The organism is Caballeronia sp. LZ033 (assembly GCF_031451265.1).
Taxonomy (GTDB): Bacteria; Pseudomonadota; Gammaproteobacteria; order Burkholderiales; family Burkholderiaceae; genus Caballeronia.
In genome coordinates, this window is record NZ_JARUXQ010000004.1 from 1,192,678 (window position 1) to 1,217,849 (window position 25,172).

General features: G+C 64.0%; 26 protein-coding genes. 12 read left to right on the forward strand and 14 right to left on the reverse strand.

Annotated elements, in window-relative coordinates; genetic code table 11:
• Nucleotides 1-13 precede the first annotated feature (13 nt).
• Nucleotides 14-334 carry a YnfA family protein gene (locus QCE62_RS32730; protein ID WP_309838614.1) on the reverse strand — a complete coding sequence of 107 codons (321 nt, stop codon included), beginning with the start codon at nucleotides 332-334 and terminating at the stop codon, nucleotides 14-16.
• A 90-nt stretch (nucleotides 335-424) separates the two neighbouring features.
• Here QCE62_RS32730 and QCE62_RS32735 point away from each other — a divergent pair, with 90 nt between their 5' ends.
• Nucleotides 425-1,810, forward strand: a complete 1,386-nt coding sequence (locus tag QCE62_RS32735) for an MATE family efflux transporter (protein WP_309927086.1) — start codon at nucleotides 425-427, stop codon at nucleotides 1,808-1,810.
• Nucleotides 1,811-1,861: 51 nt separating this feature from the next.
• Here QCE62_RS32735 and QCE62_RS32740 read toward each other — a convergent pair whose 3' ends face one another.
• The 3 genes from QCE62_RS32740 to QCE62_RS32750 form a co-directional block, all read right to left on the reverse strand.
• Nucleotides 1,862-2,356 carry a hypothetical protein gene (locus QCE62_RS32740; RefSeq protein ID WP_309927087.1) on the reverse strand — a complete coding sequence of 165 codons (495 nt, stop codon included), beginning with the start codon at nucleotides 2,354-2,356 and terminating at the stop codon, nucleotides 1,862-1,864.
• Nucleotides 2,357-2,365: 9 nt separating this feature from the next.
• A complete protein-coding gene (locus QCE62_RS32745) occupies nucleotides 2,366-3,412 on the reverse strand; it encodes an ATP-binding protein (protein WP_309927089.1) in 1,047 nt (348 codons plus the stop codon).
• Nucleotides 3,413-3,609: 197 nt separating this feature from the next.
• Complete coding sequence (locus QCE62_RS32750; RefSeq protein ID WP_309927092.1) at nucleotides 3,610-4,680, reverse strand: alpha/beta hydrolase; 1,071 nt, start codon at nucleotides 4,678-4,680, stop codon at nucleotides 3,610-3,612.
• A 175-nt stretch (nucleotides 4,681-4,855) separates the two neighbouring features.
• Between QCE62_RS32750 and QCE62_RS32755 the strand changes: the two genes are divergently transcribed.
• The 6 genes from QCE62_RS32755 (at nucleotide 4,856) to QCE62_RS32780 (ending at nucleotide 8,926) form a co-directional block, all read left to right on the forward strand.
• Nucleotides 4,856-5,611, forward strand: a complete 756-nt coding sequence (locus tag QCE62_RS32755; protein ID WP_309927093.1) for a DNA/RNA non-specific endonuclease — start codon at nucleotides 4,856-4,858, stop codon at nucleotides 5,609-5,611.
• A complete protein-coding gene (locus QCE62_RS32760; protein ID WP_309927094.1) occupies nucleotides 5,604-5,864 on the forward strand; it encodes a hypothetical protein in 261 nt (86 codons plus the stop codon). Before QCE62_RS32755 ends, QCE62_RS32760 begins: the two co-directional genes overlap by 8 nt.
• Nucleotides 5,865-5,902: 38 nt before the next feature.
• Nucleotides 5,903-6,418, forward strand: coding sequence for a methylated-DNA--[protein]-cysteine S-methyltransferase (locus tag QCE62_RS32765; protein WP_309927096.1), 516 nt, complete (start codon nucleotides 5,903-5,905; stop codon nucleotides 6,416-6,418).
• Nucleotides 6,419-6,705: 287 nt separating this feature from the next.
• Entirely contained in the window at nucleotides 6,706-8,223 is a 1,518-nt protein-coding gene (locus QCE62_RS32770; RefSeq protein WP_309927098.1) for an ATPase domain-containing protein, read from the forward strand.
• Nucleotides 8,220-8,576: a response regulator gene (locus QCE62_RS32775; protein WP_309927100.1), complete on the forward strand. Its 357-nt coding sequence runs from the start codon at nucleotides 8,220-8,222 to the stop codon at nucleotides 8,574-8,576. The genes QCE62_RS32770 and QCE62_RS32775 overlap by 4 nt, the downstream gene beginning before the upstream one ends.
• Nucleotides 8,577-8,671: 95 nt before the next feature.
• Nucleotides 8,672-8,926 (forward strand): CsbD family protein, encoded by a 255-nt coding sequence (locus QCE62_RS32780; protein WP_309819359.1) that lies wholly within the window; start codon nucleotides 8,672-8,674, stop codon nucleotides 8,924-8,926.
• 75 nt (nucleotides 8,927-9,001) lie between these two features.
• Here QCE62_RS32780 and QCE62_RS32785 read toward each other — a convergent pair whose 3' ends face one another.
• From QCE62_RS32785 to QCE62_RS32805, 5 genes are all read right to left on the reverse strand, one after another.
• The gene (locus QCE62_RS32785; RefSeq protein ID WP_309927102.1) at nucleotides 9,002-9,496 is read right to left on the reverse strand and encodes a hypothetical protein; all 495 of its coding nucleotides are present in this window, start codon (nucleotides 9,494-9,496) and stop codon (nucleotides 9,002-9,004) included.
• An 11-nt stretch (nucleotides 9,497-9,507) separates the two neighbouring features.
• On the reverse strand, nucleotides 9,508-10,296 hold the full coding sequence (locus tag QCE62_RS32790; protein ID WP_309927105.1) for a fumarylacetoacetate hydrolase family protein: 789 nt from the start codon (nucleotides 10,294-10,296) through the stop codon (nucleotides 9,508-9,510).
• Between the two features lie 74 nt (nucleotides 10,297-10,370).
• Nucleotides 10,371-12,578 carry an acetate--CoA ligase family protein gene (locus tag QCE62_RS32795; protein WP_309927107.1) on the reverse strand — a complete coding sequence of 736 codons (2,208 nt, stop codon included), beginning with the start codon at nucleotides 12,576-12,578 and terminating at the stop codon, nucleotides 10,371-10,373.
• Between the two features lie 84 nt (nucleotides 12,579-12,662).
• Entirely contained in the window at nucleotides 12,663-13,931 is a 1,269-nt protein-coding gene (gene frc, locus QCE62_RS32800) for a formyl-CoA transferase (protein ID WP_309819352.1), read from the reverse strand.
• Between the two features lie 42 nt (nucleotides 13,932-13,973).
• Nucleotides 13,974-15,740 carry a thiamine pyrophosphate-binding protein gene (locus tag QCE62_RS32805; protein ID WP_309927109.1) on the reverse strand — a complete coding sequence of 589 codons (1,767 nt, stop codon included), beginning with the start codon at nucleotides 15,738-15,740 and terminating at the stop codon, nucleotides 13,974-13,976.
• A gap of 343 nt (nucleotides 15,741-16,083) precedes the next feature.
• On the opposite strand from QCE62_RS32805, the gene sucC reads away from it, so the two are divergent.
• From sucC to QCE62_RS32820, 3 genes are all read left to right on the forward strand, one after another.
• Complete coding sequence (gene sucC, locus QCE62_RS32810; protein WP_309927111.1) at nucleotides 16,084-17,283, forward strand: ADP-forming succinate--CoA ligase subunit beta; 1,200 nt, start codon at nucleotides 16,084-16,086, stop codon at nucleotides 17,281-17,283.
• Between the two features lie 13 nt (nucleotides 17,284-17,296).
• A complete protein-coding gene (sucD, locus tag QCE62_RS32815; protein ID WP_309927113.1) occupies nucleotides 17,297-18,169 on the forward strand; it encodes a succinate--CoA ligase subunit alpha in 873 nt (290 codons plus the stop codon).
• Between the two features lie 111 nt (nucleotides 18,170-18,280).
• Nucleotides 18,281-18,643, forward strand: a complete 363-nt coding sequence (locus tag QCE62_RS32820; protein ID WP_309927115.1) for a hypothetical protein — start codon at nucleotides 18,281-18,283, stop codon at nucleotides 18,641-18,643.
• Nucleotides 18,644-18,724: 81 nt separating this feature from the next.
• On the opposite strand, the gene QCE62_RS32825 is transcribed toward QCE62_RS32820, so the two are convergent.
• From QCE62_RS32825 to oxlT, 5 genes are all read right to left on the reverse strand, one after another.
• Complete coding sequence (locus tag QCE62_RS32825; protein ID WP_309927117.1) at nucleotides 18,725-19,456, reverse strand: GntR family transcriptional regulator; 732 nt, start codon at nucleotides 19,454-19,456, stop codon at nucleotides 18,725-18,727.
• A complete protein-coding gene (locus QCE62_RS32830) occupies nucleotides 19,446-19,667 on the reverse strand; it encodes a hypothetical protein (RefSeq protein ID WP_309927119.1) in 222 nt (73 codons plus the stop codon). The genes QCE62_RS32825 and QCE62_RS32830 overlap by 11 nt, the downstream gene beginning before the upstream one ends.
• A 113-nt stretch (nucleotides 19,668-19,780) precedes the next feature.
• Nucleotides 19,781-20,794, reverse strand: coding sequence for a 2-dehydropantoate 2-reductase (locus QCE62_RS32835; RefSeq protein WP_309927121.1), 1,014 nt, complete (start codon nucleotides 20,792-20,794; stop codon nucleotides 19,781-19,783).
• A 157-nt stretch (nucleotides 20,795-20,951) separates the two neighbouring features.
• Nucleotides 20,952-21,908 carry a LysR family transcriptional regulator gene (locus QCE62_RS32840; RefSeq protein ID WP_309927123.1) on the reverse strand — a complete coding sequence of 319 codons (957 nt, stop codon included), beginning with the start codon at nucleotides 21,906-21,908 and terminating at the stop codon, nucleotides 20,952-20,954.
• Nucleotides 21,909-21,924: 16 nt separating this feature from the next.
• Nucleotides 21,925-23,271 carry an oxalate/formate MFS antiporter gene (gene oxlT / locus QCE62_RS32845; RefSeq protein ID WP_309927124.1) on the reverse strand — a complete coding sequence of 449 codons (1,347 nt, stop codon included), beginning with the start codon at nucleotides 23,269-23,271 and terminating at the stop codon, nucleotides 21,925-21,927.
• Nucleotides 23,272-23,781: 510 nt separating this feature from the next.
• On the opposite strand from oxlT, the gene QCE62_RS32850 reads away from it, so the two are divergent.
• Both QCE62_RS32850 and QCE62_RS32855 read left to right on the forward strand, forming a co-directional pair.
• Nucleotides 23,782-24,729 (forward strand): LysR family transcriptional regulator, encoded by a 948-nt coding sequence (locus QCE62_RS32850; protein WP_309927126.1) that lies wholly within the window; start codon nucleotides 23,782-23,784, stop codon nucleotides 24,727-24,729.
• A 96-nt stretch (nucleotides 24,730-24,825) separates the two neighbouring features.
• Nucleotides 24,826-25,164 (forward strand): hypothetical protein, encoded by a 339-nt coding sequence (locus tag QCE62_RS32855; RefSeq protein ID WP_309927128.1) that lies wholly within the window; start codon nucleotides 24,826-24,828, stop codon nucleotides 25,162-25,164.
• Nucleotides 25,165-25,172: the final 8 nt, after the last annotated feature.

Here is a 25,172-nt window from a genome sequence, read left to right on the forward strand (position 1 = left end):
GGCGCGTCACGGTTCAAACGCGCGGCTGGAATGCGATCACGCTCATGCCCGCGAGCGCGATCGCCGCGCCCGCGAGATCCCACGCGGTGGGCCGGATGCGATCGACGGCCCATAGCCACATGATCGCCACGCCGATATAGACACCGCCGTAGGCCGCGTACACGCGTCCCGCCGCCGCGGCGTGCAGCGTCAGCAGCCACGCGAAAAGCGCCAGCGACAGCGCGCCAGGCACGAGCAGCCAGGGCGAGCCGCCCTGCTTGAGCCATCGATACGGGAAGTAGCAGCCGGCGATCTCGGCGACCGCCGTGATGACATAGAGCGCGAAGGTTTTCATGACGCGCATTATCCGTGCTGAAGCAAGGTTGCGTCGCGGGCTTGCGCTCCGGACAATGACGCCTTCCCCACGAATCCACGAAACGCGCGCATGAACGCGCGTTCGACCGCTGTGCAGACAACTTCGCAAGATCCACCCGGCAAGCCGGCCGCGTTGCCCGTGCATTGGCACAGACGCGTGCTGACGCTGGCGTTTCCCATCGTCCTCGCGAATCTGACGCAACCGATCCTTGGCGCTGTCGATACGGCCGTCGCCGGTCATCTCGACGGGCCGCAGTATCTTGGCGGCGTCGCGCTCGGCGGGCTGGTGTTCAGTTTCGTCTTCTGGGGTTTCGGCTTCCTGCGCATGGGCACGACAGGTTTGGTCGCGCAGGCCTTCGGCGCGCACGATGACGCGGCCCTGCGCGCCAGCGTCCTGCGCGCGATGTTGCTGGCGTTCGCGATCGGCATGGCGGTGCTCGCGTTGCAGCTGCCGGTCATCCGCTATGCGCTCGCGGCGCTGGGTGGCAGTGCGGCGGTCCAGGACACAGCGAGCGCCTACAGTCACGCGCGCATCTGGGCCGCGCCGTTCGCGCTCGGCAACTACGTCGTGCTCGGCGCGCTGCTCGGCTGTCAGCGAGTGCGGCTCGCGCTCGTGACGCAGATCTTCATCAATCTGGTGAACATCGTTGCCGTGCTGCTGTTCGTGTATCGCTTCGGCTGGGGCATCGCGGGCATCGGCGCGGCCACGGCATTCGCCGACTTCTGCGGCTTCGTGCTCGGTGTCGCGATCCTGTGGCGCCTGCGTCCGCGCGGGCTCGAAGCGCCCGCCTGGGGCATGCTGCTCGACGGGCATGCGTTGCAGCGGCTGGTGGCGATCAATCGGGACATCTTCGTTCGCACGATCTGCCTGCTGGGTTCTTACGCGTGGTTCGCGCATCTCGGCGCGCGGCAGGGCGATGCGGTGCTCGCGGCCAACGCCGTGCTGCTGAATTTTCAGACCTTCATGGCGTTCGGCCTCGATGGCTTCGCGCATGCCGCGGAGGCGCTCGTCGGCGCGGCGGCGGGGGCGCGTGACCGGCATGCGTTTCGTCAGGCCGTGAAGGTCACGATGTTGTGGTCGGTCATCGGCGCGGCGGGATTTTCGGTCGTGTATGCGCTGGGCGGGGAGTGGATCATCGGCAGGCTGACGGATCAGGCCGTCGTGCATGCGGCCGCCGTGCGTTATCTGCCGTGGGCGGCGGTGCTGCCGGTGGTATCGGTGGCGGGGTTTCTGCTCGATGGCGTGTTCATCGGCGCTACTCGGACGCGGGAACTCATGCAGGCGATGGCGGTGTCGCTCGGGGTGTTCCTGCTCGCCGCGTGGGGGCTGGCAGGGACGCTGGGAAATCACGGGTTGTGGCTCGCGCTTGCTATCTTCATGGTCGCGCGAGGGGTCACGTTGGCAGTGCAGGTGCCGGGGGTGGAGCGGAGAGTGGGCGGGGCCGCGCCGGATTGAACGCGCTGTTCGGAATGACGGCAACGAGGCTTCCAACCTCTCCCGAAACGGCTAGGTTACCGTCCAGTTCAAACCCCGCAAATTGCTCTTGGATACGACCTTCGGATGGGCATCGACTGCGCGCAGCAAGCGACGCAGTTTCTGCTGGATATCGGCGGGATCCACGACAGGACGGTGGTTCTGCGGTTGTTCGAGATGGGCAATCACGCTGAGCGAGTCACACGCCAGGATAGCTGACGCCAGTTGCCGTTCCGAATCGACATTGGCACGAAGCTTTGCCGGAAGCATGGCAGCCAAAGTGTGCAGTACCTTGCTTGCGATTGCTTCAGGCAGGTGAGAGGGCTTCTCCGTATCCGGATGCCGATAGTCCTTGACTTCAATGAAGAACGCCACATTCGTTTCGGTTATCGCCAACACATCGATGGCCTTGATGCCCTCTCCTTGCCTGGCGAAACTCAAACGGTAGAACGACCACTCGTCATACTTGCTGACCTGCCACGTTTGCGGAAAAGTAAATGTCAAACCATCGACGTTCAAAGTCGGCATGCATGATCCCTACAACGCCAGATATCGATCTGATTGCTGCAAACTCTCTTCCAGCGCCGTGATGTCGCCGATGTCATCGAGCGATGTCCCTTGCACGACCTCGACGCCTTCCGCCCGCGATTGCAAACCGAAGTAGCGAGCGTCCAAAGCAGGCTGTTGCTTGTCTGCCAGAAGGATTTCGAGTTCGCGCAGCAGGAACAGGCTGTGAGTCGCAATGAAGACCTGGATGCCATTTGCGCTCAGTGCCACGATCGTGCGCGCCACCTGTTTGATCAAGCGCGGATTCAGGTTGGCTTCCGGCTCATCCCAGTACAGATAACCCTGACCGAGCAAAGCGCCTGTAGCAATCAGACGTGCCAGCATGCCCAACTTGCGCAGGCCCTCGGCGACCAGCGGCATTTCCATGCGCCCATTGGGCGTGCGCAGATAGAAGCGCCCGTTCTTGTCGAGTTCGATGGAGCCGTCCATTGCTTTTTCGAGCGGATCAAGCAGGCGTTGTATTTGCGTTTCCTTCGGACCTCGCTGCAACAACGCGCCCAGCAAGACGCAGGTATCAAACCATGTTTCCTCGAATTCCAGATAGTGGTTTTGATAGACCGAAACGAAATTCGGATAAATCGTCAGCAATTCCCGCGTCGGCAGATAGATGGGAGCAGTGCCCAGCCAGTGCTTCGGCAGTTGGGTGACGCTGACTTCCGATTTGCTGTTCGTCGCGAAACCAAAGTCGATGTCCAGCCCGGTATCGGCAAAACTCATTTGGACATCGCAACGTTCCCTACCTTGCTTCCGGCGCGTCAGCCGGCCGAGCGACTCTGGACGAAACACGTTGACCAGTTTGTCGGCCAGACGCGTCTGCAGGATGGTCTTGGTGGGCGCCGATGCCGCTTGCCCCTTGATGCCCTCCTGCCAGCTGGCCGCGAGCACTGAATACGCCAGCTTCAGGAGATGCGTTTTGCCCGCACCGTTCTCGCCGACAAACACATTGAGATGCTTCCCGAACTCCAGATCGGCCTGAGGCAGTACTGTGAAATTTTGAATTTTCAGTCGTTTCAGCATGAACGGTCTCGCATGGATCCGGGCACGGTTGATCCATCACCGGCACGGGACGGCCCGCAGTCGGTCCGCAAAGGCTTCGTCAGCCAACGTTGAAGCGGACGGGTACGTCAGGACTCAGGCCGCATTGTATCTGCGGCAGTCAGAGCCAATATGACTGAGGGAGCCTACTCCACGCAACACGCGAACCCTGTTCACGCTTAGCGATGAGACAGTTTCCCAGCCAACCCCTCCAGCAACGCCCGATGAAACCCCTCCGGATCCTGCATCTGCGGCGCGTGCCCGGCATCCGGGAACTCGACAAGTGTGGCATTCGGAATCCGCTCCTTCGCGAGCTTCGCCAGTTCCGGATACCGCCCCAGCGTCGGCCGTACCTCCGCAGGCGCGAACTCCTTGCCAATCGCCGTCGTGTCCTTGTCGCCGATCATCAGCAGCGTCGGCGTCTTCAGCTTGTCGAACTCATACACCACCGGCTGCGTATAAATCATGTCGTACAGCAGCGCCGAATTCCACGCGACAATCTCCTTCCCCGGCCCGCGATACATCCCCGCGAGCATCTGCACCCACGGCTCGTAGGCATCGCGCCATTGCCCCGCGTAATACGTGTTCTGCTCATAGCGGCGAATGCCATCGGCGCTCGTCTTGAGCTCACGCGCATACCACTCGTCGATGGACACCGACGGCACGCCCTTCGCCTTCCAGTCCTCGAGCCCGATCGGATTGACCAGCACGAGCTGCTCCGTCTCCTGCGGATACATGAGCGCATAGCGCACCGCGAGCATGCCGCCGGTCGAATGCGCGATGAGCGTCGCACGCGGCACGCCGAGCGCCGTCAGCAACGCGTGCGTATTGCGTGCGAGCTGCTGGAAGCTGTACTGGTAACGCTCGGGCTTGGTGGACTTGCAGAAGCCGATCTGATCCGGCGCGATCACGCGATAACCCGCACCCGTCAGCGCGTCGATGGTCTGCTTCCAGGTCGCCGAGCAGAAGTTCTTCCCATGCAGGAGCACCGCGGTGCGGCCGTTCGGATGCGGCGGATGCACGTCCATATAAGCCATGCGCACCACCTGCCGCTGCGACGTGAACGCGAAGCGCGCCACCGGATACGGATAATCGAAGCCTTGCAGTTCCGGACCGTAGGCCGGGCCGTCGCTACTGCCGGACGGCGGGACCGGCGTTTCATCGGCATGGGCGTGAACAGGAACGACGCACGACAGCGCGGCACACGCCATGAACGACACCAACACAGAGCGGAAGACGGACGAATTCATGTTCGTGGGATGACCTGATGACCTGACGGGTTGATTTCGAATTTCGAGGCCGACGCATTCTAGCGCGCCACTCCGGCGCACGCCGGATGCACCCCGCGCAGCGCGTCCTGCGCTTATACTTTGCGGCCCGCTTTCCGCACCCGTCCGCGGTGCATCAACCCGGCACACTACCCGCATGCAATTCCGCTTCAAGGCACTCGCCGCCGCGCTCGGCCTCGTATGTATCAGCGCCGCCGCGAGCGACTGTCCGCAGTTCAGTCCCGGCGGGCGCGAGCCCGTCGTCGTCAACGCGAAGATGCGCGCGGCGACCCAGGAAGTCTGCTACACCGATTTTGCGCTGCTCCACTCCGGGGTCACGCACGGACCGCTGTGGTCGGCAGAACATCTGACGGCGCAAGGCATCGACCAGGCGAAGAACAACACGCGCACCAACCGCTTCTTCGTCGAGAAACGTCTGCCGCCCGGCGCCAGCGCGCAACTCTCCGACTACAAGAAAAGCGGCTTCGATCGCGGCCACATGAGCCCGGCCGGCGACCGCGCCAGCAAGAAAGGCATGGCCGAGTCCTTCTCGCTCGCCAACATCGTGCCGCAGGACCCGTCGAACAACCGGCGCATCTGGGCGCGCATCGAGGAAGCCGTGCGCCGCCTGACCGAGCAATCCGGCGAAGCCTTCGTGGTCACCGGGCCGCTGTTCTCGGGACGCCAGTTGCAGACGATCGGCGAATCACGCGTCTTCGTGCCGACGCAACTCTACAAGGTGGTCTATCTGCCGCAGCGGCAGATCGCCTTCGCGGTCCTGGTGGACAATGCCTCCACCGAGACCTACACGATGAAAACCGTCCGCGAGCTCGAAGCCATGAGCGGCCTCGCGTTTCCCGGCATCCCGGACGGCCTGAAAGACAAGCGAATCGGAGGACTGAAAGGTGTTTAAGCCATTTGCGAACGATACCGACGCCCTGAACATCGCCGGCGATGCCATCAACATCGTCAACGACACCACCCGCGTCACCGTCAGCGGTGACCTGACCATCACGCGCGACAAGGCCGGTCTCGCCAACGCGCTCGCGCTCTACAAGGCGCTGGGCGCCATCGTCGCGACGCTGCAAGGCGACGCATCCTTGCCCGCGAAACTTCAAGACGAGCCGGACAAGCTCGCCGGCAAGACCGACAATCCGTTCATCTGAGCCCCAGGCGCCGGAAGCATGCGGCGCGGAGAACCGAAGTGATCGAATGTCATGTCGGCCCGAGTCCGCTCGGGCACATCCTCTACCGCGCGGAGCACGACGCACTGACGGGCCTGTTCTTCATCGGGCAAAAGCACTTTCCCGCCCATGTGCAAGAGCAAACGCTGTCCGACTCCCCGCCGGTCTCGCGCGCCATCGCGGCAGCCCAGGAACAGATCGCCGACTATCTCGCAGGCCAGCGGGCCAGCTTCGACGTGCCGATACGGCTCGGCGGCACCGAATTCCAGCGGCGCGTCTGGGAACTGCTCCAGCAAATTCCCTTCGGCGACGCCTGGACCTACGGCGATCTCGCCCGCCGGCTCGGCCTGCCGCCCGGCGCCGCGCGCGCGGTCGGCGGGGCGAACGGCCGCAATCCCGTCGCGATCATCGTGCCGTGCCATCGCGTGATCGGCGGCGACGGGGAATTGACCGGCTATGCCGGCGGCGTCGAACGCAAGCGCCATCTGCTCACGCTCGAAGGCGGACCGGGACGCGAGCAGCTCGCGCTGTTCTGAACCAATCGCAGCCAGGTCCGAAACCCATGCCTTGCATCGAGCCATGCACTTCGGACATCGGGCGCGGAAAATGCGGCACACGACCATCCCTGTCCGGGACATTCTCGCGCGCTGGCTGCGTCAGCACGGTGAGCGAATTGCCCGCGACGCCCGCAAGTCCGCGCCACAGCAGGATCGTCGCGCAGATGCGAGCGACGCGCTTGTCCTGGCCAGCGGACATTTCCCCAACAAGAGTCAGCCATAATCGCGTTCGCCCAACGCCGATGCCCAAGTAAAAACGACACTCCATGACTCAAGACGACCACCAGCCCGCCGACTCCTCCGCACCCGCGCCCGAATCCGACCGCAACGGCAACGTCACGACCGGCGTCACGGGGCTGGACGATATCCTTGGTGGCGGGCTCGTCGAAGGCGGCCTGTACCTGATCGAAGGGATGGCCGGCGCAGGCAAGACGATCCTGTCGTCGCAGATCGGCTTTCACCGGGTAGCGCAGGGCGACATGGTGCTGTACATCACCCTGATCGCCGAGTCGCACACCAAGCTGCTGTCGCATCTGAAGCCGCTGTCGTTCTACGACGCCAACGCGATCTCCGACCGCATGCTGTTCGTTTCCGGCTATCACGAGCTGATGCGCGACGGCCTGTCCGGCTTTCTGTCGCTGATCGCCGCGACGATCAAGACCAGCCGGCCGCGCTTCATGGTGATCGACGGTTTCCGCAGCGCCCGCGAGTTCAGCTCGACGGAGCTCGAACTGTCGCAGTTCATCCACGAGTTGTCCGCCTTCGTCAGCGCCGCGCGCTGCACCACGCTGATTCTCGCGCCGCTCTCCGGCAACGAGCCGCATCCCGAACACACGCTGGTGGACGGTCTCATCGAACTGAACCGCTACAACACCGGCATGCGGCGCGCGCGCGAGATCGAGGTGCACAAGCTGCGCGCCCGCGATCATCTGCTCGGCAAGCACTTCTTCAAGATCACGGACCAGGGCCTCGTGACGTTCCCGCGCATCGAGGCGACCGCCGCCGAAGACGGCGACATCCCGGACTTCACGAGCCGGCTCAGCTTTGCCTTCCCCGACTTCGACCAGATGCTCGGCGGCGGCGTGGTGCGCGGGTCGACCACGACGCTCGTCGGTCCTTCGGGGGTCGGCAAGACGCTGATGTCGCTCAAGTTCCTGCAATCGGGCATCGAGCGTGGCGAGCGCTGCGTCTACTTCGGCTTCTATGAATCGCCGTCGCGGCTGATCGCCAAGGCGCGCGCGGTCGGTGTCGATCTCGAGCCCGCCTTGCAGGACGGCCGGCTCACGATCCACTGGCATCCGGCCGTGGAACTGGCCATCGACGAACTCGCCAACGAGTTGCTGAGCGCCGTGAAGAACGCCAAGGCATCGCGCCTCGTGGTGGACGGTATCGACGGTTTTCATCAGTCGGCCAACCGCGTGGAGCGCTTCGGGCTGTTCCTGAACGCGTTGTCGCACCGCCTGCGCGAAGCCGGTGTGACCACGGTCCTGACCGAGGAAATGCCGCTCTACGGCGAGGCAAGGCAGCCGTCCACGCTGCGCGCCTCCGCGATGACCGAGAACATCGTGCTGCTGCGCTACATCGAGGCGAATTCGTCGCTGTACCGCATGGTGTCGATCATCAAGCAGCGCGAAGGCGCGCACGATTCCGCCATTCGCAGGCTCACCATCGACGCACGCGGCCTGCACATCAGCGACGGCTTCATCGGCCCGACAGGTCTCCTGTCCGGTCATCCGTCGGCCGGGCCCGCGCTCTCCGTGTCCGATCCCGGCGCGCGGTCATGAAAAAGATCCTCGTCGTCGACGACGAATTCGACATCCTCACCACGTGGCGGCTCGTGCTCGAAATGGAGGGCTACGAGGTGTCGACCGCGTCGAACGGACGCACGGCGCTCGATGCCGCGCGCTCCAGCGCGCCCGCACTCATCATCACCGACTGGATGATGCCGCACATGGACGGCGTCGAGTTCATCAACGCGCTCGCCGCCAGCGACGGCCTGGCCCACGTGCCCGTCATCCTCATGAGCGCGGCGGCCCACGCGCCCCAGATCGAACATCCGCACGCGCAGTTCCGCCGCAAGCCGTTTTCCATCGACGACCTGCTCGATACGGTCCGGGGGCTCATCGGTCCGGCGTGACGACGCTGGGCACGAACCGTGCTGCTGACATGCGTTCCCTCGTTGCGGAATGCACGAGGGTTTTCTTGGAACCGCTCAACCGAAATGGAGGCACCATGGTGCAGGATCAGGTAGAAGGCGCGGCGCAAAAGGTCGCCGGCAAGGTGCAGGACGCGGTCGGCGCGCTGACGGGCGATGAACAGTTGCAGGCCGAAGGCAAGGTGCGTCAGGCCTTCGGCAATCTTCAGGAAAGCTACGGGCAGACGGTGGACCACGTGCGCGTGGCCGTCGCCAGCCAGCCCATTCAGGGCGTGCTGATTGCCGCCGCCGTGGGCTTCGTGCTCGGCGCGTTGTGGAATCGCGATCGCTGATGCGTTCGGCGCGCTCGCCCCGCGCCGAAGAGATGGACCCGCAAGCCGGTGCCTCGTTGCACCGGCTTCGTTTTTTTACGGCGCCTCGCGCGCGAAGCCTGCAAACGACACAGCCCGCGCGCAACCGATGCCGAGCACGGCGCAGGCGCTCGCGAGCACGCCGTGCGTACCGTCGATGGTCAGTGCCGTGGCGAGTCCCGCCGCCGCCAGCGCGCTCAACAGGCTCGCCACGGGTACGCCGAACGCGAGCGCCAGATGCGCGCCGATCAGCATGAGCATCGCGACGGCCATCAGCACCGCGAGCCCGCCCGGCTGCGCGCCGAGCGCATAAGCGAGCGCCGCGCAGACGCCGGCCATCGCGAGATGCAGCGGCCCGCGCCAGCGCGTCCAGTCCTGCACGCGAAAGCACGCCGCGAGTGCCGATCCGACGGCGCCAATTACAAGCGCATCACCGGGCCATTGCGCGGCGACGAAAGCGAGCGTGACCAGCACGCTTTGCAGCGAGACCTGCGGCCGCCGCCAGCCGATGACCGCCAGCACGAGCAACCCTGCGCCCACAAGATCCGACATGCCGCGCTCCCTCAGGCCGCCAGCACGTTCGACAACGTGCCGATGCCCGCAATCGACACCTCCACGCGCGCACCGTCCTTGATCGAGCCGACGCCGATCGACGTGCCGCACGCGATGACATCGCCCGGCACGAGGGTCATGTCCTGCGACAACAGGCTCACCTGCTCGGCGGGCGAAAAGATCATGTCGTCGAGCGGATAGTTCTGCCGTTCGACGCCTTCGAGCGTCGTCACCACGTTCGCGGTGCGCCAGTCGAAGCCGTTGCCCGGCGTGACGATCGCGGGACCGAGACAGGTGAACGTGTCGAAGCCTTTCGAGCGGCACCATTGCGCGAAGTTGGGATCTTCCTGAAGCAATTCGATGGCCGTTACGTCGTTCACGCAGGTATAGCCGAAGATCGCCGCCTCGGCCTCCTCCACCGATGCCCCGCTCACCGTCCTGCCGATCACGATGCCCAGCTCGCCTTCATACGCGATCTTGCCGTGATAGCTGCGCGGCCGACGGATCGACTCGTGCGGCCCGATGACCGACATCGGCGGCTTGATGAGAAACAGCGGATGCTGCGGCGGCGCCTTGTCGAGCTTGCGCGACAGCGCGTAATAGTTGTTCCACAGCGCGATCACCTTGCTCGGCTGGCACGGCGCGAGCAGCGCGAGATCATCGACGGCCCAGGTGATGTCGGTGGGGCGCGGCGCGTCGAACATCGCACCGTCATGCTGCACCACGCGGCCCGAATGCGGGTCGAGCGTGCCGAAGCCGATGCGGTCGTCGGCGTCGCGGAAACGAATCCAGTGTGTCATCTCTGTCTCCCTTTGGAAAAAAAGGAGCGCGGGCATGCGTGGCCCGCGCTCTCTCGTCCCCTCCTCCATGCTCTTCAGATCAGACCCGCGCCGCGCGCCCACTTGTACTTCGCGCCGAGCACCGCGACGGGCAGCTCGGTGGAATACGCATAGGCCGGCACGCCGTGCTGGTACAGGTACTCGGCGGCTTCCTCGACCTGCACGTCGCCCGCAAGCGACGCGACGATCGGCTTCTCGATGCCGCGCGCCTTCATCTCCTCCTTCACCTCGATGACCAGCTTCGCGAAGACCATCGGCGGCGTGATGATGGTGTGCCAGTAGCCGAGGATGATCGAATGGATGCGCTCGTCTTCCAGGCCGAGGCGGATCGTGTTCTGGTAGGTCGCCGGAGGCTCGCCGCCGGTGATGTCGACCGGATTGCCCGCCGCGCCGAACGGCGGAATGAACTTGCGGAAGGCGGCGTCGAGATCGTCGGGCATGGTCATCAGCGAGAGACCGTTGTCGACGCACGCATCCGACAACAGCACACCCGAGCCGCCCGCGCCGGTGATGATGACCGTGTTCTCGCCCTTGGGCGTCGGCAGCTTCGGAATGCCGCGCGCGAATTCGAGCAGGTCGCGCAGCGAACGCGCGCGGATCACGCCGCATTGCGCGAACACGTCTTCGTAGATCTTGTCGTTGCCCGCGAGCGCGCCAGTGTGCGAACTCGCCGCGCGCGCGCCGAGGCTCGTGCGGCCAGCCTTCAGCACCACCACCGGCTTCTTCTTCGACACGCGCCGCGCGGCTTCGGCGAAGGACCGTCCGTCTTTCAGATCCTCGCAATGCTGCGCGATGATCTCGGTGTTGTCGTCCTGCTCGAAGAAGGTGAGCAGATCGTCTTCGTCGATGTCGCTCTTGTTGCCGAGCCCGACGATCGCACTCACGCCCATCTTCGCCGAGCGCGAGAAGCCGATGATCGCCATGCCGATGCCGCCCGACTGCGACGACAGCGCCGCCTTGCCCTTCACGTCATAGGGCGTGCAGAAGGTCGCGCAGAGGTTCTTGGGCGTGTAGTAGAAGCCGTAGATGTTCGGGCCCATCATGCGGATGTCGTACTGGCGCGCGATTTTGACGATCTCTTCCTGCCCTTCGTGATTGCCGGTCTCCGCGAAGCCCGACGGAATCAGCACGGCGCCCGGAATCTGCTTCTCGCCCACTTCCACCAGCGCCTGCGCGACGAACTTCGCGGGAATCGCGAACACGGCGACATCGATCACGCCGGGCACGTCCTTCACGCTGCGGTACGCCTTGCGGCCCATGATCTCGTCGGCTTTCGGATGGATCGGGTAGATGGCGCCCTGATAGCCGCCGTTGATCAGGTTCTTCATCACCGAGTTGCCGATCTTGCCGTCCTCGTTCGACGCGCCGATCACCGCGACCGCATCCGGCTTCATGATGCGGTTCATCTGCGTGACGATCTGTTCCTGCGTGGGACGGTAACGCGGCGCGGCGGGCTCGAAGTCCATCACGATGCGCACGTCCGCCGCGACCGCACCGCTCGGGCTCGCGAACACCGGATTCAGGTCCATTTCCGAGATCTGCGGGAAGTCGTCGACGAGTTGCGAGACGCGCTGGATCAAGGTGACGAGCGCCTCGCGCTGCACCGGCTCCGCGCCGCGCACGCCGCGCAGGACATCGGCGGCCTGGATGCCGTCGAGCATCGATGCGGCTTCTTCATGCGTGACCGGCGCGAGGCGGAACGTGACGTCCTTCAGCACTTCGACCAGCACGCCGCCGAGGCCAAACGCGATCAGCTTGCCGAAGGACGGATCCGTCACCGCACCGATGATCACTTCCTGCCCCGCGCCGACCATCTGCTGGACCTGCACGCCGATGAGCGTCGCGTCGTTCGCGTACTTGCGTGCGTTCGAAATGATCGTGTCGAAGCCGGCTTTTGCTTCGGCCTCGTTCTTCACGCCGACCAGCACGCCGCCCGCCTCGGTCTTGTGGAGAATCTCCGGCGATACGATCTTGAGCACCACCGGAAAGCCGATGAACGATGCGAGCTTCGCCGCATCGTCCGCGGACTTTGCCACGCCTTCCTGCGGCACGGCGATACCGTATGCATCGCAGACGAGCTTCCCTTCGGGCGCCGTGAGCGAGGTGCGGCCTTCGGCCTTCACGCGCTCGAACACTTCGGCGACGCGGCGTTTCGCATCGGGCGCATGGAGCGGCGCGACGTAGGGCTTCTGCGAAGAAGAATGAGCTGCTGCGCTGGGTTCGTGGACCACCGTGCTGTTCATGTCGAGTGTCTCCGTTTTTTCTGGGCGTGCAGGGGCCTGCGCCACCTTCTTTCGAAGGCGGGCGTCATTGCAGTTGAAAGGAGTTCAGATCGCGCCGAGGCTTTTCAGCGTGGCGATCTGGTCAGGCGTATAGCCGAGTTCGGCCATGACTTCGTCGGTATGTTCGCCGAGCAGCGGCGAGCGCACGACTTCGGTCGGGCTGTCCGAGAGCTTGATCGGGTTGCCGACCGTGAGGTACTTGCCGCGCACCGGATGATCCACTTCCACCACGGTGCCGGTCTTGCGCAACGACGGCTCTTCGGCGATTTCCTTCATCGAGAGGATCGGGCCGCAGGGAATGTCGTGCTTGTTGAGAATTTCCATGGCCTGGAACTTGGTCTTCGACATGGTCCAGCGCTCGATCTCGTCGAAGATATCCTTCAGGTGCGGCAGGCGTGCATTGGGTGTCTTGTAGTCCGGATGATCGATCCATTCCTCGCGGCCGATCACCTTGCAGATCTCCCCCCACACCGGCGCCTGCGTGATGAAGTAGATGTACGCGTTCGGATCCGTCTCCCAGCCCTTGCACTTCAAAATCCAGCCCGGCTGGCCGCCGCCCGATGCATTGCCCGCGCGCGGCACCGCCTCGCCGAAGCTGCCGTTCGGATACTGCGGATATTCCTTCATGACGCCCGTGCGTTCGAGCCGTTGCTGATCGCGCAGCTTCACGCGGCAGAGGTTCAGCACGCCGTCCTGCATCGCGGCGAGCACGCGCTGGCCGCGCCCGCTCGTGTTGCGCTGATACAGCGCCGTGACGATGCCGAGCGCCAGATGCAGCCCCGTGCCCGAATCGCCGATCTGCGCGCCGGTGACGGTGGGCGGTCCGTCGTCGAAACCGGTGGTCGAGGCCGCGCCGCCCGCGCATTGCGCGACGTTCTCGTAGACCTTGCAGTCTTCATACGGTCCCGGTCCGAAGCCTTTCACCGACGCCACGATCATGCGCGGATTCAGTTCCTGGATACGCTCCCACGTGAAGCCCATGCGGTCGAGCGCGCCCGGCGCGAAGTTCTCGACCAGCACGTCGCATTGCTTGACGAGCGTCTCCAGCACCTTCTTGCCTTCGGGATTCTTCGTGTCGATGGTGATCGAACGCTTGTTGTGGTTCAGCATCGTGAAGTAGAGGCTGTCGGCGTCGGGGATGTCGCGCAATTGCTCGCGCGTGATGTCGCCGGCGCCCGCGCGCTCCACCTTGATGACGTCCGCGCCGAACCACGCGAGCAGCTGCGTGCAGGTCGGTCCCGACTGGACGTGCGTGAAGTCGAGAATCTTCACGCCGTCCAGCGCCTTGCCCGATGTGTTCACTTTCACCGTCATGGCTTGTCTCCGAAACTCAATCGATGTTTGTAGGTTCGACGTTTATTTGTACATCGTCTGCGCCATCGTGCCTGGCGCGTACACGGTCGGATCGACCCAGATGTTGATGACCGCGCTCTTGCCCGTCTTCGCGACCGCTTCGCGCGCCCGTTGCAGCGCGCCGGCAATCTTCGACGCTTCCCGCACTTCCTCGCCGTAGCCGCCGAGCATCTCCGCGAAGCGGCCATACGGCACGTCCGAGAGCAAATTGCCCACGTTGCCGCGCTCGTCGCCGTACTTCGCGAGCTGGCCGTAGCGGATCTGGTTCATCGCGGAGTTGTTGCCGATCACCGCGATATACGGCACGCCGAAACGGTTCGCGGTTTCCATGTCGAAGGACGTCATGGAGAACGCGCCGTCGCCGTAATAACAGAGTACTTCTTTCTCCGGATTGGCCAAGCCCGCCGCGATCGCGAAGCCCGTGCCGACGCCCAGCGATCCCAGCGCGCCCGGATCCATCCACTGGCCCGGACGGCGCGGCCGCACGGCCTGCGCGGAAATCGTCACGACATCGCCGCCGTCGCCGATGTAGATGGTGTCGTCGGAGAGGAACTGGTTGATTTCATGCGCGACGCGGTACGGATGGATCGGGCTCGCGTCCGAGGTGAACAGCGGCATCAGCTTGGCCGTCGCGGCTTCTTCCAGCGTCGAGAGTTCGCGCATCCAGGCCTGGCGCGCCTGGCGCTTGTCGTTCTTCAGGCGTCCGCTCGCTGCTTGCAGCGCGGCGCCGAGAATCGCGCCCGGATCGCCGACCAGACCGAGATCGATGTCGCGATTCTTGCCGACCGTGCGGTAGTCCATGTCGATCTGCACCAGCTTGAGATCCTTGCTGATGCGCTTGCCGTAACCCATGCGGAAATCGAACGGCGTGCCGACGATCACGATCAGATCCGCCTTCGCGAAAGCCTGCGAGCGCGTGCGGTCGAAGTGATGCGGGTCGCCCGGCGGCAGCAGGCCGCGGCTCGCGCCGTTGAAGTAGCCGGGAACGTCGAGCCCGCGCAGCAACGCGATGGCTTCCTCATGACCGCGCGCGGTCCACACTTGCTGGCCGTAGAGGATGGCAGGCCGCTCCGAGTTCACCAGCAAGTCGGCGAGTTGCTCGATCGATGCCGGATCGCCGACGGATTTCGTCGACGCCCGATAGCGGCCGGGTTGCGGAATCACGGCTTTGGTCTGGTCGATTTCGCGGTCGAGCACGTCGCGCGGAATCTCGAGATACGCCGGGCCGGGCGCGCCGTTGAAGGCTTCGCGCGCGGCCATCGAGATCATGTCGGCGACGCGTTCGGTGCTCGGCACGGTCGCGGCGAACTTGGTGATGGGCGCCATCATGTCGACGTGCGGCAAGTCCTGCAGCGAACCCATCTTGTGCTGCGTCAGCGCGCCCTGCCCGCCGATGTGGATGATCGGGCTTTCGGAGCGGAACGCCGTGGCCACGCCGGTGACGGCGTTCGTGCAGCCGGGACCGGCCGTCGTCACGACGCAGCCGAGCTTGCCGGTCTGGCGCGCATACCCGTCGGCCGCGTGCGCCGCCACCTGCTCGTGACGCACGTCGATGATGCGGATGCCTTCGTCGACGCAACCATCGTAAATGTCGATGATGTGGCCGCCGCACAGCGTGAAAATCGTATCGACACCTTCGTTCTTCAGCGCGCGGGCGACCAGATGGCCGCCCGAAATCACGCCGGCGCCGCGCGTCTTCGCCTTCAGGGTGTCATCGGCGGTGGTGGTGGCGGGAGCGATTTCGGGGCGGCTGCTGACGACTTCGGACATTGCTGTCTCCTCCTCGATGGGGGTGGTGTGCGGTTCCGTCGACCTCGATCGGGTCGCCGTTGCTGTGATATACAATATTCCACACACAGTATTAGTCAACTGTATCCCGCTCGGCGAAAACCCTGTGATGCGGTGCGTCAATGGTCAATAAGGCTGCCCCGCATGACTCTGCGTCTCACCCGTGCCGCAGCGCGGCAAATCTGTACCCTTTTCCATGACTTCGAAACGAGCCCGCAATTTCAATTGTCCCGTCTTGATATGTGATATATCGTATTTCAGCGCGCATCGAGAGGCTCAGTGCTTTATGCCCGCGCCATTCCCATCAGAGGATTCCGGAGACGAAATGAACATTCACGAATATCAGGCGAAGGCACTGCTGCGCCAGTACGGCGTCGCGGTGCCGGAGGGTCGCGTCGCCTTCACCGCGCAGGAAGCCGCCGATGCCGCCAGCGCCCTGGGCGGGCCGGTCTGGGTCGTCAAATCGCAGATTCACGCGGGCGGACGCGGTGCGGGCCGCTTCTCGAACGATCCCGAGGGCAAGGGCGGCGTGCGCGTTGTGAAGTCGGTGGAAGACGTGCGCGAGAACGCGCGGAAGATGCTGTCGTCGGTGCTCGTGACCAAGCAGACCGGCCCCGCCGGCCGCCAGGTGAAGCGCCTGTATGTCGAGGAAGGCTGCGACATTGCGCGCGAACTCTATCTCGGCATGCTCGTGGATCGCGCGACGTCGCGCATCACCATCATGGCGTCCACCGAAGGCGGCATGGAGATCGAGGAAGTCGCGCAGCGTACGCCAGACAAGATCCTCAAGGTCGCGATCGATCCGGCCATCGGCCTGCAACCGTTCCACACGCGCCAGATCGCTTTCGGGCTGGGGCTCGCCGGAAAGCAGGTGAGCGCGGCATCGAAATTCATCGCGGCGCTGTACCGCGCGTTCGTCGATCTGGATGCGTCGATCGTCGAGGTGAATCCGCTGGTCGTCACCGGTTCGGGCGACGTGATCGCGCTCGATGCCAAGCTCAACTTCGACGACAACGCGCTCTATCGTCTTCCGGACATCGAAAAGCTGCGCGACGAGGACGAGGAAGATCCCGCCGAAATCGAAGCGGCGAAACACGGGCTGAACTACGTGAAGCTCGACGGCAATATCGGCTGCATGGTGAACGGCGCCGGACTGGCAATGGCCACGATGGACATCATCAAGCTCTATGGCGGCGAGCCGGCCAATTTCCTCGATGTCGGCGGCGGCGCGACGCAGGAGCGCGTCGCGACGGCGTTCAAGCTGATCCTGCGCGATCCCAAGGTGCGCGGCATCCTCGTCAACATCTTTGGCGGCATCATGCGCTGCGACGTGATCGCCCAAGGCGTGGTCGCGGCCGCGCGCGACATCGACCTGCGCGTGCCGCTCGTCGTGCGCCTGGCCGGCACGAACGTCGATGCCGGCCGCGAGATTCTGCGCACGTCCGGACTCACCATCATTCCCGCCGACAACCTAGCCGATGCCGCCGACAAGATCGTCAGCGCCGTCGCTGGCGCACGTCACTGAGGAGCACACCGACATGAGCGTTCTGATCGACAGGAACACCAAAGTGATTTGCCAGGGCTTTACCGGCGCGCAGGGCACCTTCCATTCCGAGCAGGCGCTGGCCTACGGCACGCGCATGGTCGGCGGCGTGACCCCGGGCAAGGGCGGCACGACGCATCTGGATCTGCCCGTATTCGACACGGTTGCCGAAGCCGTCGCCCGCACCGGCGCCGATGCCTCTGTGATCTACGTGCCGCCGCCCTTCGCCGCCGATGCCATCCTCGAAGCCATCGATGCGCACGTGCCGTTCATCGTCTGCATCACGGAAGGCATTCCCGTGCTCGACATGCTGCGCGTCAAGCGCGCGCTGAGCGGCTCGGACAGCCGGCTCGTCGGTCCGAACTGTCCGGGCGTCATCACGCCGGGGCAATGCAAGATCGGCATCATGCCGGGCCATATCCATCAGCCGGGGAAGATCGGCGTGGTGTCGCGGTCGGGCACGCTCACTTATGAAGCCGTCGCGCAGACCACCGCGGCCGGGCTCGGGCAGACGACGTGCATCGGCATCGGCGGCGATCCAGTGAACGGGACGAATTTCATCGACTGCCTGACGCTCTTTCTCGAAGACGACGCCACCGAGGGCATCATCATGATCGGTGAAATCGGCGGATCGGCGGAAGAAGAAGCCGCGCAGTTCCTCAAGGACGCGCGCACGAAAAAGCCGGTGGTCGGCTTCATCGCCGGGACGAGCGCGCCGCCGGGACGCCGCATGGGCCATGCGGGCGCGATCATTTCGGGCGGCTCGGGCACAGCAGGCGCGAAGATGGACGCGATGAAATCGGCGGGAATACGCGTGGCGGATTCGCCCGCGGCGCTCGGCGAAACGATGCTGCGCGCGATGCGTTAGGAATTCCGGAAGCGCGGCGGGGTCGGCCCAACCCCGCCGTCACAGATTGTGTCAGTCGATGCGAGCCGAAGTCGTAACGTACGGATTTCGTCCGACGATCCCCGCTTCGACATGACCCGCTTCTTCCCTGTCGCAATCGCCGCCGCGTTGGCCCTTTCGGCATTCAGCCAGGAGGCGCCGGCGGTTTCGCTCAGTCCTTCCTTTGCTGACAGCGCTTCGTCCGCGCGCTTCCAGAGCAACAGCAACGCCAACGTCACTCGTCCGCCCGAAGCCACCCCGGCGTCGCGCACGGGCATGAGCACCCGTTGCAAGGAACTGGCGTCGTCGATTGCCGCCGCGACGGCATCGCCCGATAGACAAGTCGCGGTGAACGTCAGCAAGCTCGACGATCAACGCATCGTGACCCAGTCCATTCGCGACAAGCGCGGCGATCTCGAAGCGCAATCGAAGAGTTCCGGCTGTCCGAAGCCTTGACGGCGACGCAGATCAAAAACAAAGGCCGCCTGACGTTTGTCAGGCGGCCTTCCGTCACAATTGAACCATGTAGTCCGACGATCAATCCAGAAAGTCGCAATTCGCCTCGACGAACGCGGCCAGATCGAGCGAATGCTGCTTCACGAGCCGCTCGACGAGTTCGGTATCGCGCATCTCCAGCGCCTCGATGATCCGCATGTGATCGACGATCGAACGCGATGCGCGGTCGCTCTGCGCAATCGTCATTTTTCGAATGGCGCGCACGTGCACGAAGATGTTCTTGATGGTGTCGAAGATGATCTCCGACTTCGACAGCCGCACGATGGCCGAGTGAAACGCGATATTCGCTTCCGAATATTCGTCGATATGTTCGGCCGGCGTGGAATCGCGGAAGTTGTCGAACATATGGCGCAACTGGGCGATTTCCTCGTCCGACGCCCGCTGCGTGGCGAGCCGCGCCGCCATGCTTTCCAGCGCCGCCCACATGTGGATCATCTCGACGATCTCGCGCTTCGTCTTGCGCAGGATATACACCCCGCGACGCGGCACGGTGCGCAGAAAACCTTCCTGCTCCAGCAGCGTCATGGCCTCGCGAATGGGCGTGCGGGACACGCCCAGTGCTTCGGTCAGCTCTTTCTCGTCGAGACGGATTTCTTCCCGCGAGCGGTAGATGTCCGCCTCGGCGATGGCCTGCCGCAGCTTGGCATACGCCTGGTCGCGCAGCGACACGGTGGCGTTGATCGGCTCCAGCGAGAGCGTGAGCCCCGAGGTGCGGACTTCCGGCCGTTCTACGGATTGAGTATCAGATGGCATTGATGGCTTGATTTCCCAAGTGCGGACGGCCAGCGTCGATACGCTTGCCCGAACCGCCGTTCTGGTCGTCCGCCGCGAGACCGGCAAAGCGACCGTGATCCTGCGCGCGCTGCAGCATGCTCTGCGGCACCGCCGATGCAATCATAAACGTAACACCCATACCCACGGCAATCAGCGCGAAACCAACGACAACCAACAGGGCGATGCTCATTTCAGGCTCCAGTCGAATCACTCAAGAGCCCTGAGTATATGCTGCGTCGCAACAGGACGCAACATATTTTGCATCTTGTATATCAGAAACAAAGCTGACGCCATGGATTCAGTTTAGGCCGCTTTCTGCGGCTGCGGAGGCGACACGGGCTTCGCGGTGCCCTGGTTCACGCCTTCGCGCAGCTTGATCAATGCGAGAACGGCATCGAGCATCGGCGTTTCGACGTGCACCAGACGGCCGATTTCCTGCACGACGGTCATCAGCGGATCGATTTCCATCGGCCGTCTGGCCTCGCAGTCCATCAGCATCGAGGTCTTATGCGCGCCCACCGCGCCCGCGCCGTTGATGCGCCGTTCCACGTCCACCCTGAAATTCACGCCGATCCTGTCGCCGATGGCCTTCGCCTCGAGCATCATCGCCTTCGACAGCGCGCGCGTGCCGGGATCGCTGGTGAGGACGTCGAGCGTCGCGCCGGTGAGCGCGCTGATCGGATTGAAGCAGAGATTGCCCCACAGCTTGAGCCAGATTTCGTCACGGATGTTGTCGCGCATCGGCGCTTCCGTGTCCGCCTTCGCCATCAGATCGTGCAGCGCCTGCAGACGCGGCGTGATCTCCCCGCTCGGCTCGCCGATCGGAAACTTCTTGCCGTAGTGATGCTCGATGACGCCCGGCTCCGCGATTTCCGCCGCCGGCAGCAGCACGCAGCCGATCGCACGTTCCGGCCCGAATACGTCCCATTGCCGTCCGCCGGGATCGACGCTCTGCAGCTTCGTGCCTTCGAGTTCGTTGCCGTGCTTGTAGAAATACCAGTAAGGCAGGCCGTTGACCGCGGTGACGATCGCGGTGTCCGGACCGAGCAGCGGCGGAATCAGGTCGACGACGCCGGGAATCGAGTGCGCCTTGAGCGCGATGATGACGAAGTCCTGCGGGCCGAGCTCAGCGGGATTGTTCGTGCAGCGCACCTTGACGGTGTGCTCCTCGCCGTCGATCCGCAGTTTCACGCCGTGCGCCTGCATGGCCGCGAGGTGCGGCCCGCGCGCGACAAAACTGACATCGGCTCCTGCGCGCGCCAGTTGCGCGCCCATATAGCCGCCAATTGCACCGGCGCCGTACACGCAGATCTTCATGATTCGTCTCCTGTTTTATAGCCTGATATCCATCTGATATACAAGATACTACATTCCGTATAGACCAAGGACAAGGCGAAAGGCGTCTGGGCGTACAGGCAAAAACCCGCATGCGCCGATGACGCTGCGAGTAAAAGTGAACCGGTGAGTGCGACGCTCAGACTTCGGCGATCTGGCTGCTGCCGACAGTATGCGACGACGATGCCACGACGTGTGACCACACGCTCGCCGCGCTGGCGCGCAGCGCGTGGCCGCGACGGCGCACCAGCATCAGCGCGCGCGCGGTGGCGGGGTTGAGGGGAAGGAGATGGAGCGCGGCGGGATTGCAGGCCGTGCGCGTGTGCATCGGCAGGACGCCGACGCCCAAGCCGGCCTGGGTCATGTGCGCGATCGCCGCCGCCTGGGTGAAGCGCTGCCGTACCGCGCCGCTCACGCCATGCAGCGCCAGCGCGGCCTCGATGGCAGCGAGACTGCCGGTGTCGTCGTCGAGCAGCAGCAAGGACGTGCCGCGCAACTGGCGCCAGTCGAGCGCGGCGGCCCCGGCCCATCGATGCGATACCGGGACCACCGCCGCCAATGCGTCGGGATAAAGCGGTTCGGCGGAGAGTTCGTCCAATGTGTCGGGCGCGATGACGAGGCCCATATCGGCTTCACCCGAACGCACGAGTTGCAGCACGGCATTCTGCGGCCAATCCAGCACGACCACGGTGACATCCGGCAGACGCGCACGGCACGAAGCGAGCAGCGCGGGCAGCACGCCTGCCGCCAGGCCGCCGCCGCACGCGAGATTCACCACGCCCGGCTCGGCGCCGGATTTGCCGTGCGGCCGCAGCGTCGCTTCCAGTTCCTCGACGAGCGGCGCGACCCGCGCGAGCAGCTTGCGACCCGTATCGGTGAGCGTGACGTGACGCGTGGTGCGATCGAAGAGCCGCAGCGCGATTTCTTCTTCGAGCTCACGAATGCCCCGGCTGACCGCCGATTGCGTGACGCCGGATGCATCGCCCGCGCGCGTGAAACTGCGATGCCGCGCCAGTGTCACGAACAACCTCAGTTGATGCAGCGAGACACTGAGCGCAGGCGCGGCGTGATCGCTCGAATGGTCCGGATCGCTCATGCCCGCGCCGCCCCGCTTACTGCACCGTCTTGTGCGATCCGTCCCAGCCGGCCTGGAAAGATGCATTCACCGACGATTCACTCGACGCCTGCGCGACCGTGTTGTCGATCCAGCGCTTTCTCATCGGCGCGAGCACGAACTTGGCGCACAGCCCCGCCGCGATCGACGTCACCGCTGCCGCAGTGAACACCGCGTTCCACGACCCGATCGACGCGAGCACCGACGCCAGCGGCACCAGCATCGACGCCGTGCCTTTCGCGGTGTATAGCGTGCCGGCATTGGCGGCGGCGTACTTGCTGCCGAAGGTATCGGCACAGGTTGCCGGGAAGATCGAGAAGATCTCGCCCCAGCACAGGAACGTCAGCGCCGCGAACAGCATGAAGAGATACGGGTTGTGGCCGAACTCCATCAGCCCGAGCAGCGCAATGCCCTCGCCCAGGAAGATGATGAACATCGTGTTTTCACGGCCGATCTTGTCGGAGATGAAGCCGCACAGCGGACGCGTGAAGCCGTTGCACAGATTGTCGATCGACAAGGTCATCGCGAGCAGCGGCAACGTGATGCCGAACAGGTTGACCGGCATTTTCGCGAAGCCGTATTCCTTCGCGATCGGCCCGAACTGCGCGGTCGCGATCACGCCGCCCGCCGCAACGAACACGAACATCAGGTACAGCACCCAGAAGATCGGCGCGCGCACCATCTGGCCTGTCGTGTAGTCGATCTTCGTCGCGACGATGCGCTTCGCCGGAACGATGCCCGCCGGCGGCTTCGGCCGCACCAGCATCAGCGCAAGCACGAAGATGCAGACGCCCTGCAGGATGCCGAAGAACATGAACGCATGCTCGTAGCCCGAGCGCTGGATCATGTTCGAGATCGGTATCACCGTGACCGCGGCGCCCGCGCCGAAGCCGGCCGCGGTCAATCCCGCCGCGAGGCCGCGCTTGTCCGGGAACCACTTGAGCGCCGTGCCCACGCAGGTGCCGTACACGCACCCCGCGCCCACGCCCGCCACGACCGCCGCGATGTAGAGATGCACGAGGCTGGTCGCGTGGGCGTCGATGATCCAGCCGAGCGCCGCGCACATCGAGCCGCCGATGACCACCGGCCGCGGTCCGAACTTGTCGACGAGCCAGCCTTCCACAGGCACGAGCCAGGTTTCGGTGACGATGAAGATGGTGAAGGCGGTCTGGATCGCCGCCTGACCCCAATGGTGCTTGGCGTCCATTGGCACGACGAACAGCGTCCATGCGTACTGCAGGTTGGCGACCAGTCCCATGCAGATGATGCCGATCACCAGCTGGAACCATCTGTTGTGATGACGCCCGTGCGATTGCCCGGACACAACCGTGTCTGCGCTTGCCATGTCTGTCTCCGTTGTGTTTCTCAGCGCTCGTACGGCGCTTGATGTGCTGCGAGAAGCCGGCGCGCTGCGTCGGCGGCGGGCGGTCGGTCAGGAGAAGGGCTCGGTCCAGGCGGCATGGGCGGGAGGCCGCCGGTTGGCGTGCGTGCGGCGCACGGCGCGCGCGATGCAGCGGGCGATCGATTCGCACATGGGGCAAACATCCGCGTCAGGCGATCGAAGAATCATGTCAAGCGATTCCCAGTTGAGTCCGGATGATTCGAACCAGCCTTTGCAGGCTTCGCATGCTGCTGATCGTGCTGATTGATGCGTGGTGCGGTGAGGCGGGGTGCTTCTGATATGCCGCGCGAAATCCGGTCGATGCCTGGGGCCAGCATGGCCGTTCGCGCCTGGTAGGACTGTCCGGCTTACAACTGATGGGACGTGAAAGCATCGTGGGGGAGAAAAACGATTAAGGAAAGTTAGAAAAAATTATTGTATAAATTCAGTATCGTTAATGGATGAGGGATTGCCGTGCTCCGCAACGCCACCCTGCGTCAATTGAAGATCTTCGAAACCGTCGCACGGCGACTGAGTTTTTCCCGCGCCGCCGAAGAGCTGTACCTCACGCAGCCAGCGGTTTCCACGCAGGTGAAGCAACTCGAAGAACACGCAGGACTGCCGCTGTTCGAGCAGTTGGGCAAGAAGATTTTCCTGACGCCGGCGGGCAACGAAATGCTCCATCACAGCCGCGCCATCCTGGAGCAATTCCGCGAAGCCGACGACGCGATGGCCCGCCTCAAGGGTATTTCCGGAGGCACGCTGAATGTCGCGGTCATCAGCGCCGGCGATTACTTCTTTCCGCGGCTGCTCGCCGCCTTCACGCTGCGCAATACCGACGTGCGGCTCAATCTCGCCGTGCACAATCGCGAGGAACTGCTGCATCAGCTATCCGACAATCTCACCGACCTGGCCGTCATGGTGCGTCCGCCGCGCGACATGGATACCGTGAACGTGTCGTTCGCGCCGCATCCGTATGTGATCGTCGCGCCGCCGGATCATCCGCTCGTCGGGCGCCGCGATCTTCCGCTGGAAGCGCTGGCCGACGAGCCGTTCATCGTCCGCGAGCGCGGCTCCGATACCTGGAATTCGATGGAGGAAGGCTTCGCCGGACGCCTGACGAACCTCAACGTGGCGATGGAAATCACCAGCACGGAGACCATCAAGCAGGCGGTGATCGCCGGCATGGGGCTCAGCTTTCTTTCTGCTCATACCATCAGCATGGAACTGCAGATGGGCAAGCTGGCCGTGCTAGATATCGAGGACTTTCCGGTGATGCTCAACTGGTTCGTCGTGCATCGCAACAACAAACGTCTGCCGCCGGTCGCGCTTGCATTCAAGGACTTCCTGATCCAGGAAGGCGCTGCGCAAATCGAGTCGATCACGCAGATCGTCGCGACAACGGGCAAGCCGAACACATAAGGCTTTATCAATACATACTCGAAGAAAGTTTAACTGTCGTGTATGGATCGATTTTCCTATCCTGCGATGAAGCCCCCCGGCCAACAGGAGACGATCATGATCCAGGCAATTCACGGCGATGACCGCGAAGTTCAGGCGCAGGTCTGCGCATTCAATACGGCTTTCGAAGAACTCGACCTGATGTTCCGCTGGGACGCGCAGACGTACCGCTCGCTTGCATCAGCGGACAGCGACTACGGCAGGATCGCGTTGTACATCGAGACGCATTGTCCGCATCTGCTGAAGGCGTACAGCGCCGAGTTCCTTTGCCAGGCTATCGTGGAGCGGAAGAATTCGATGGTCGAAGCGTGCCGGCAGAACACCGTCCAGTATGAGGACAGCACGCAGCGCGCACGGCTCTGGCGAGCGCGCGATCGGGAAGCGATGCAGTTCTGAGCTTCTCT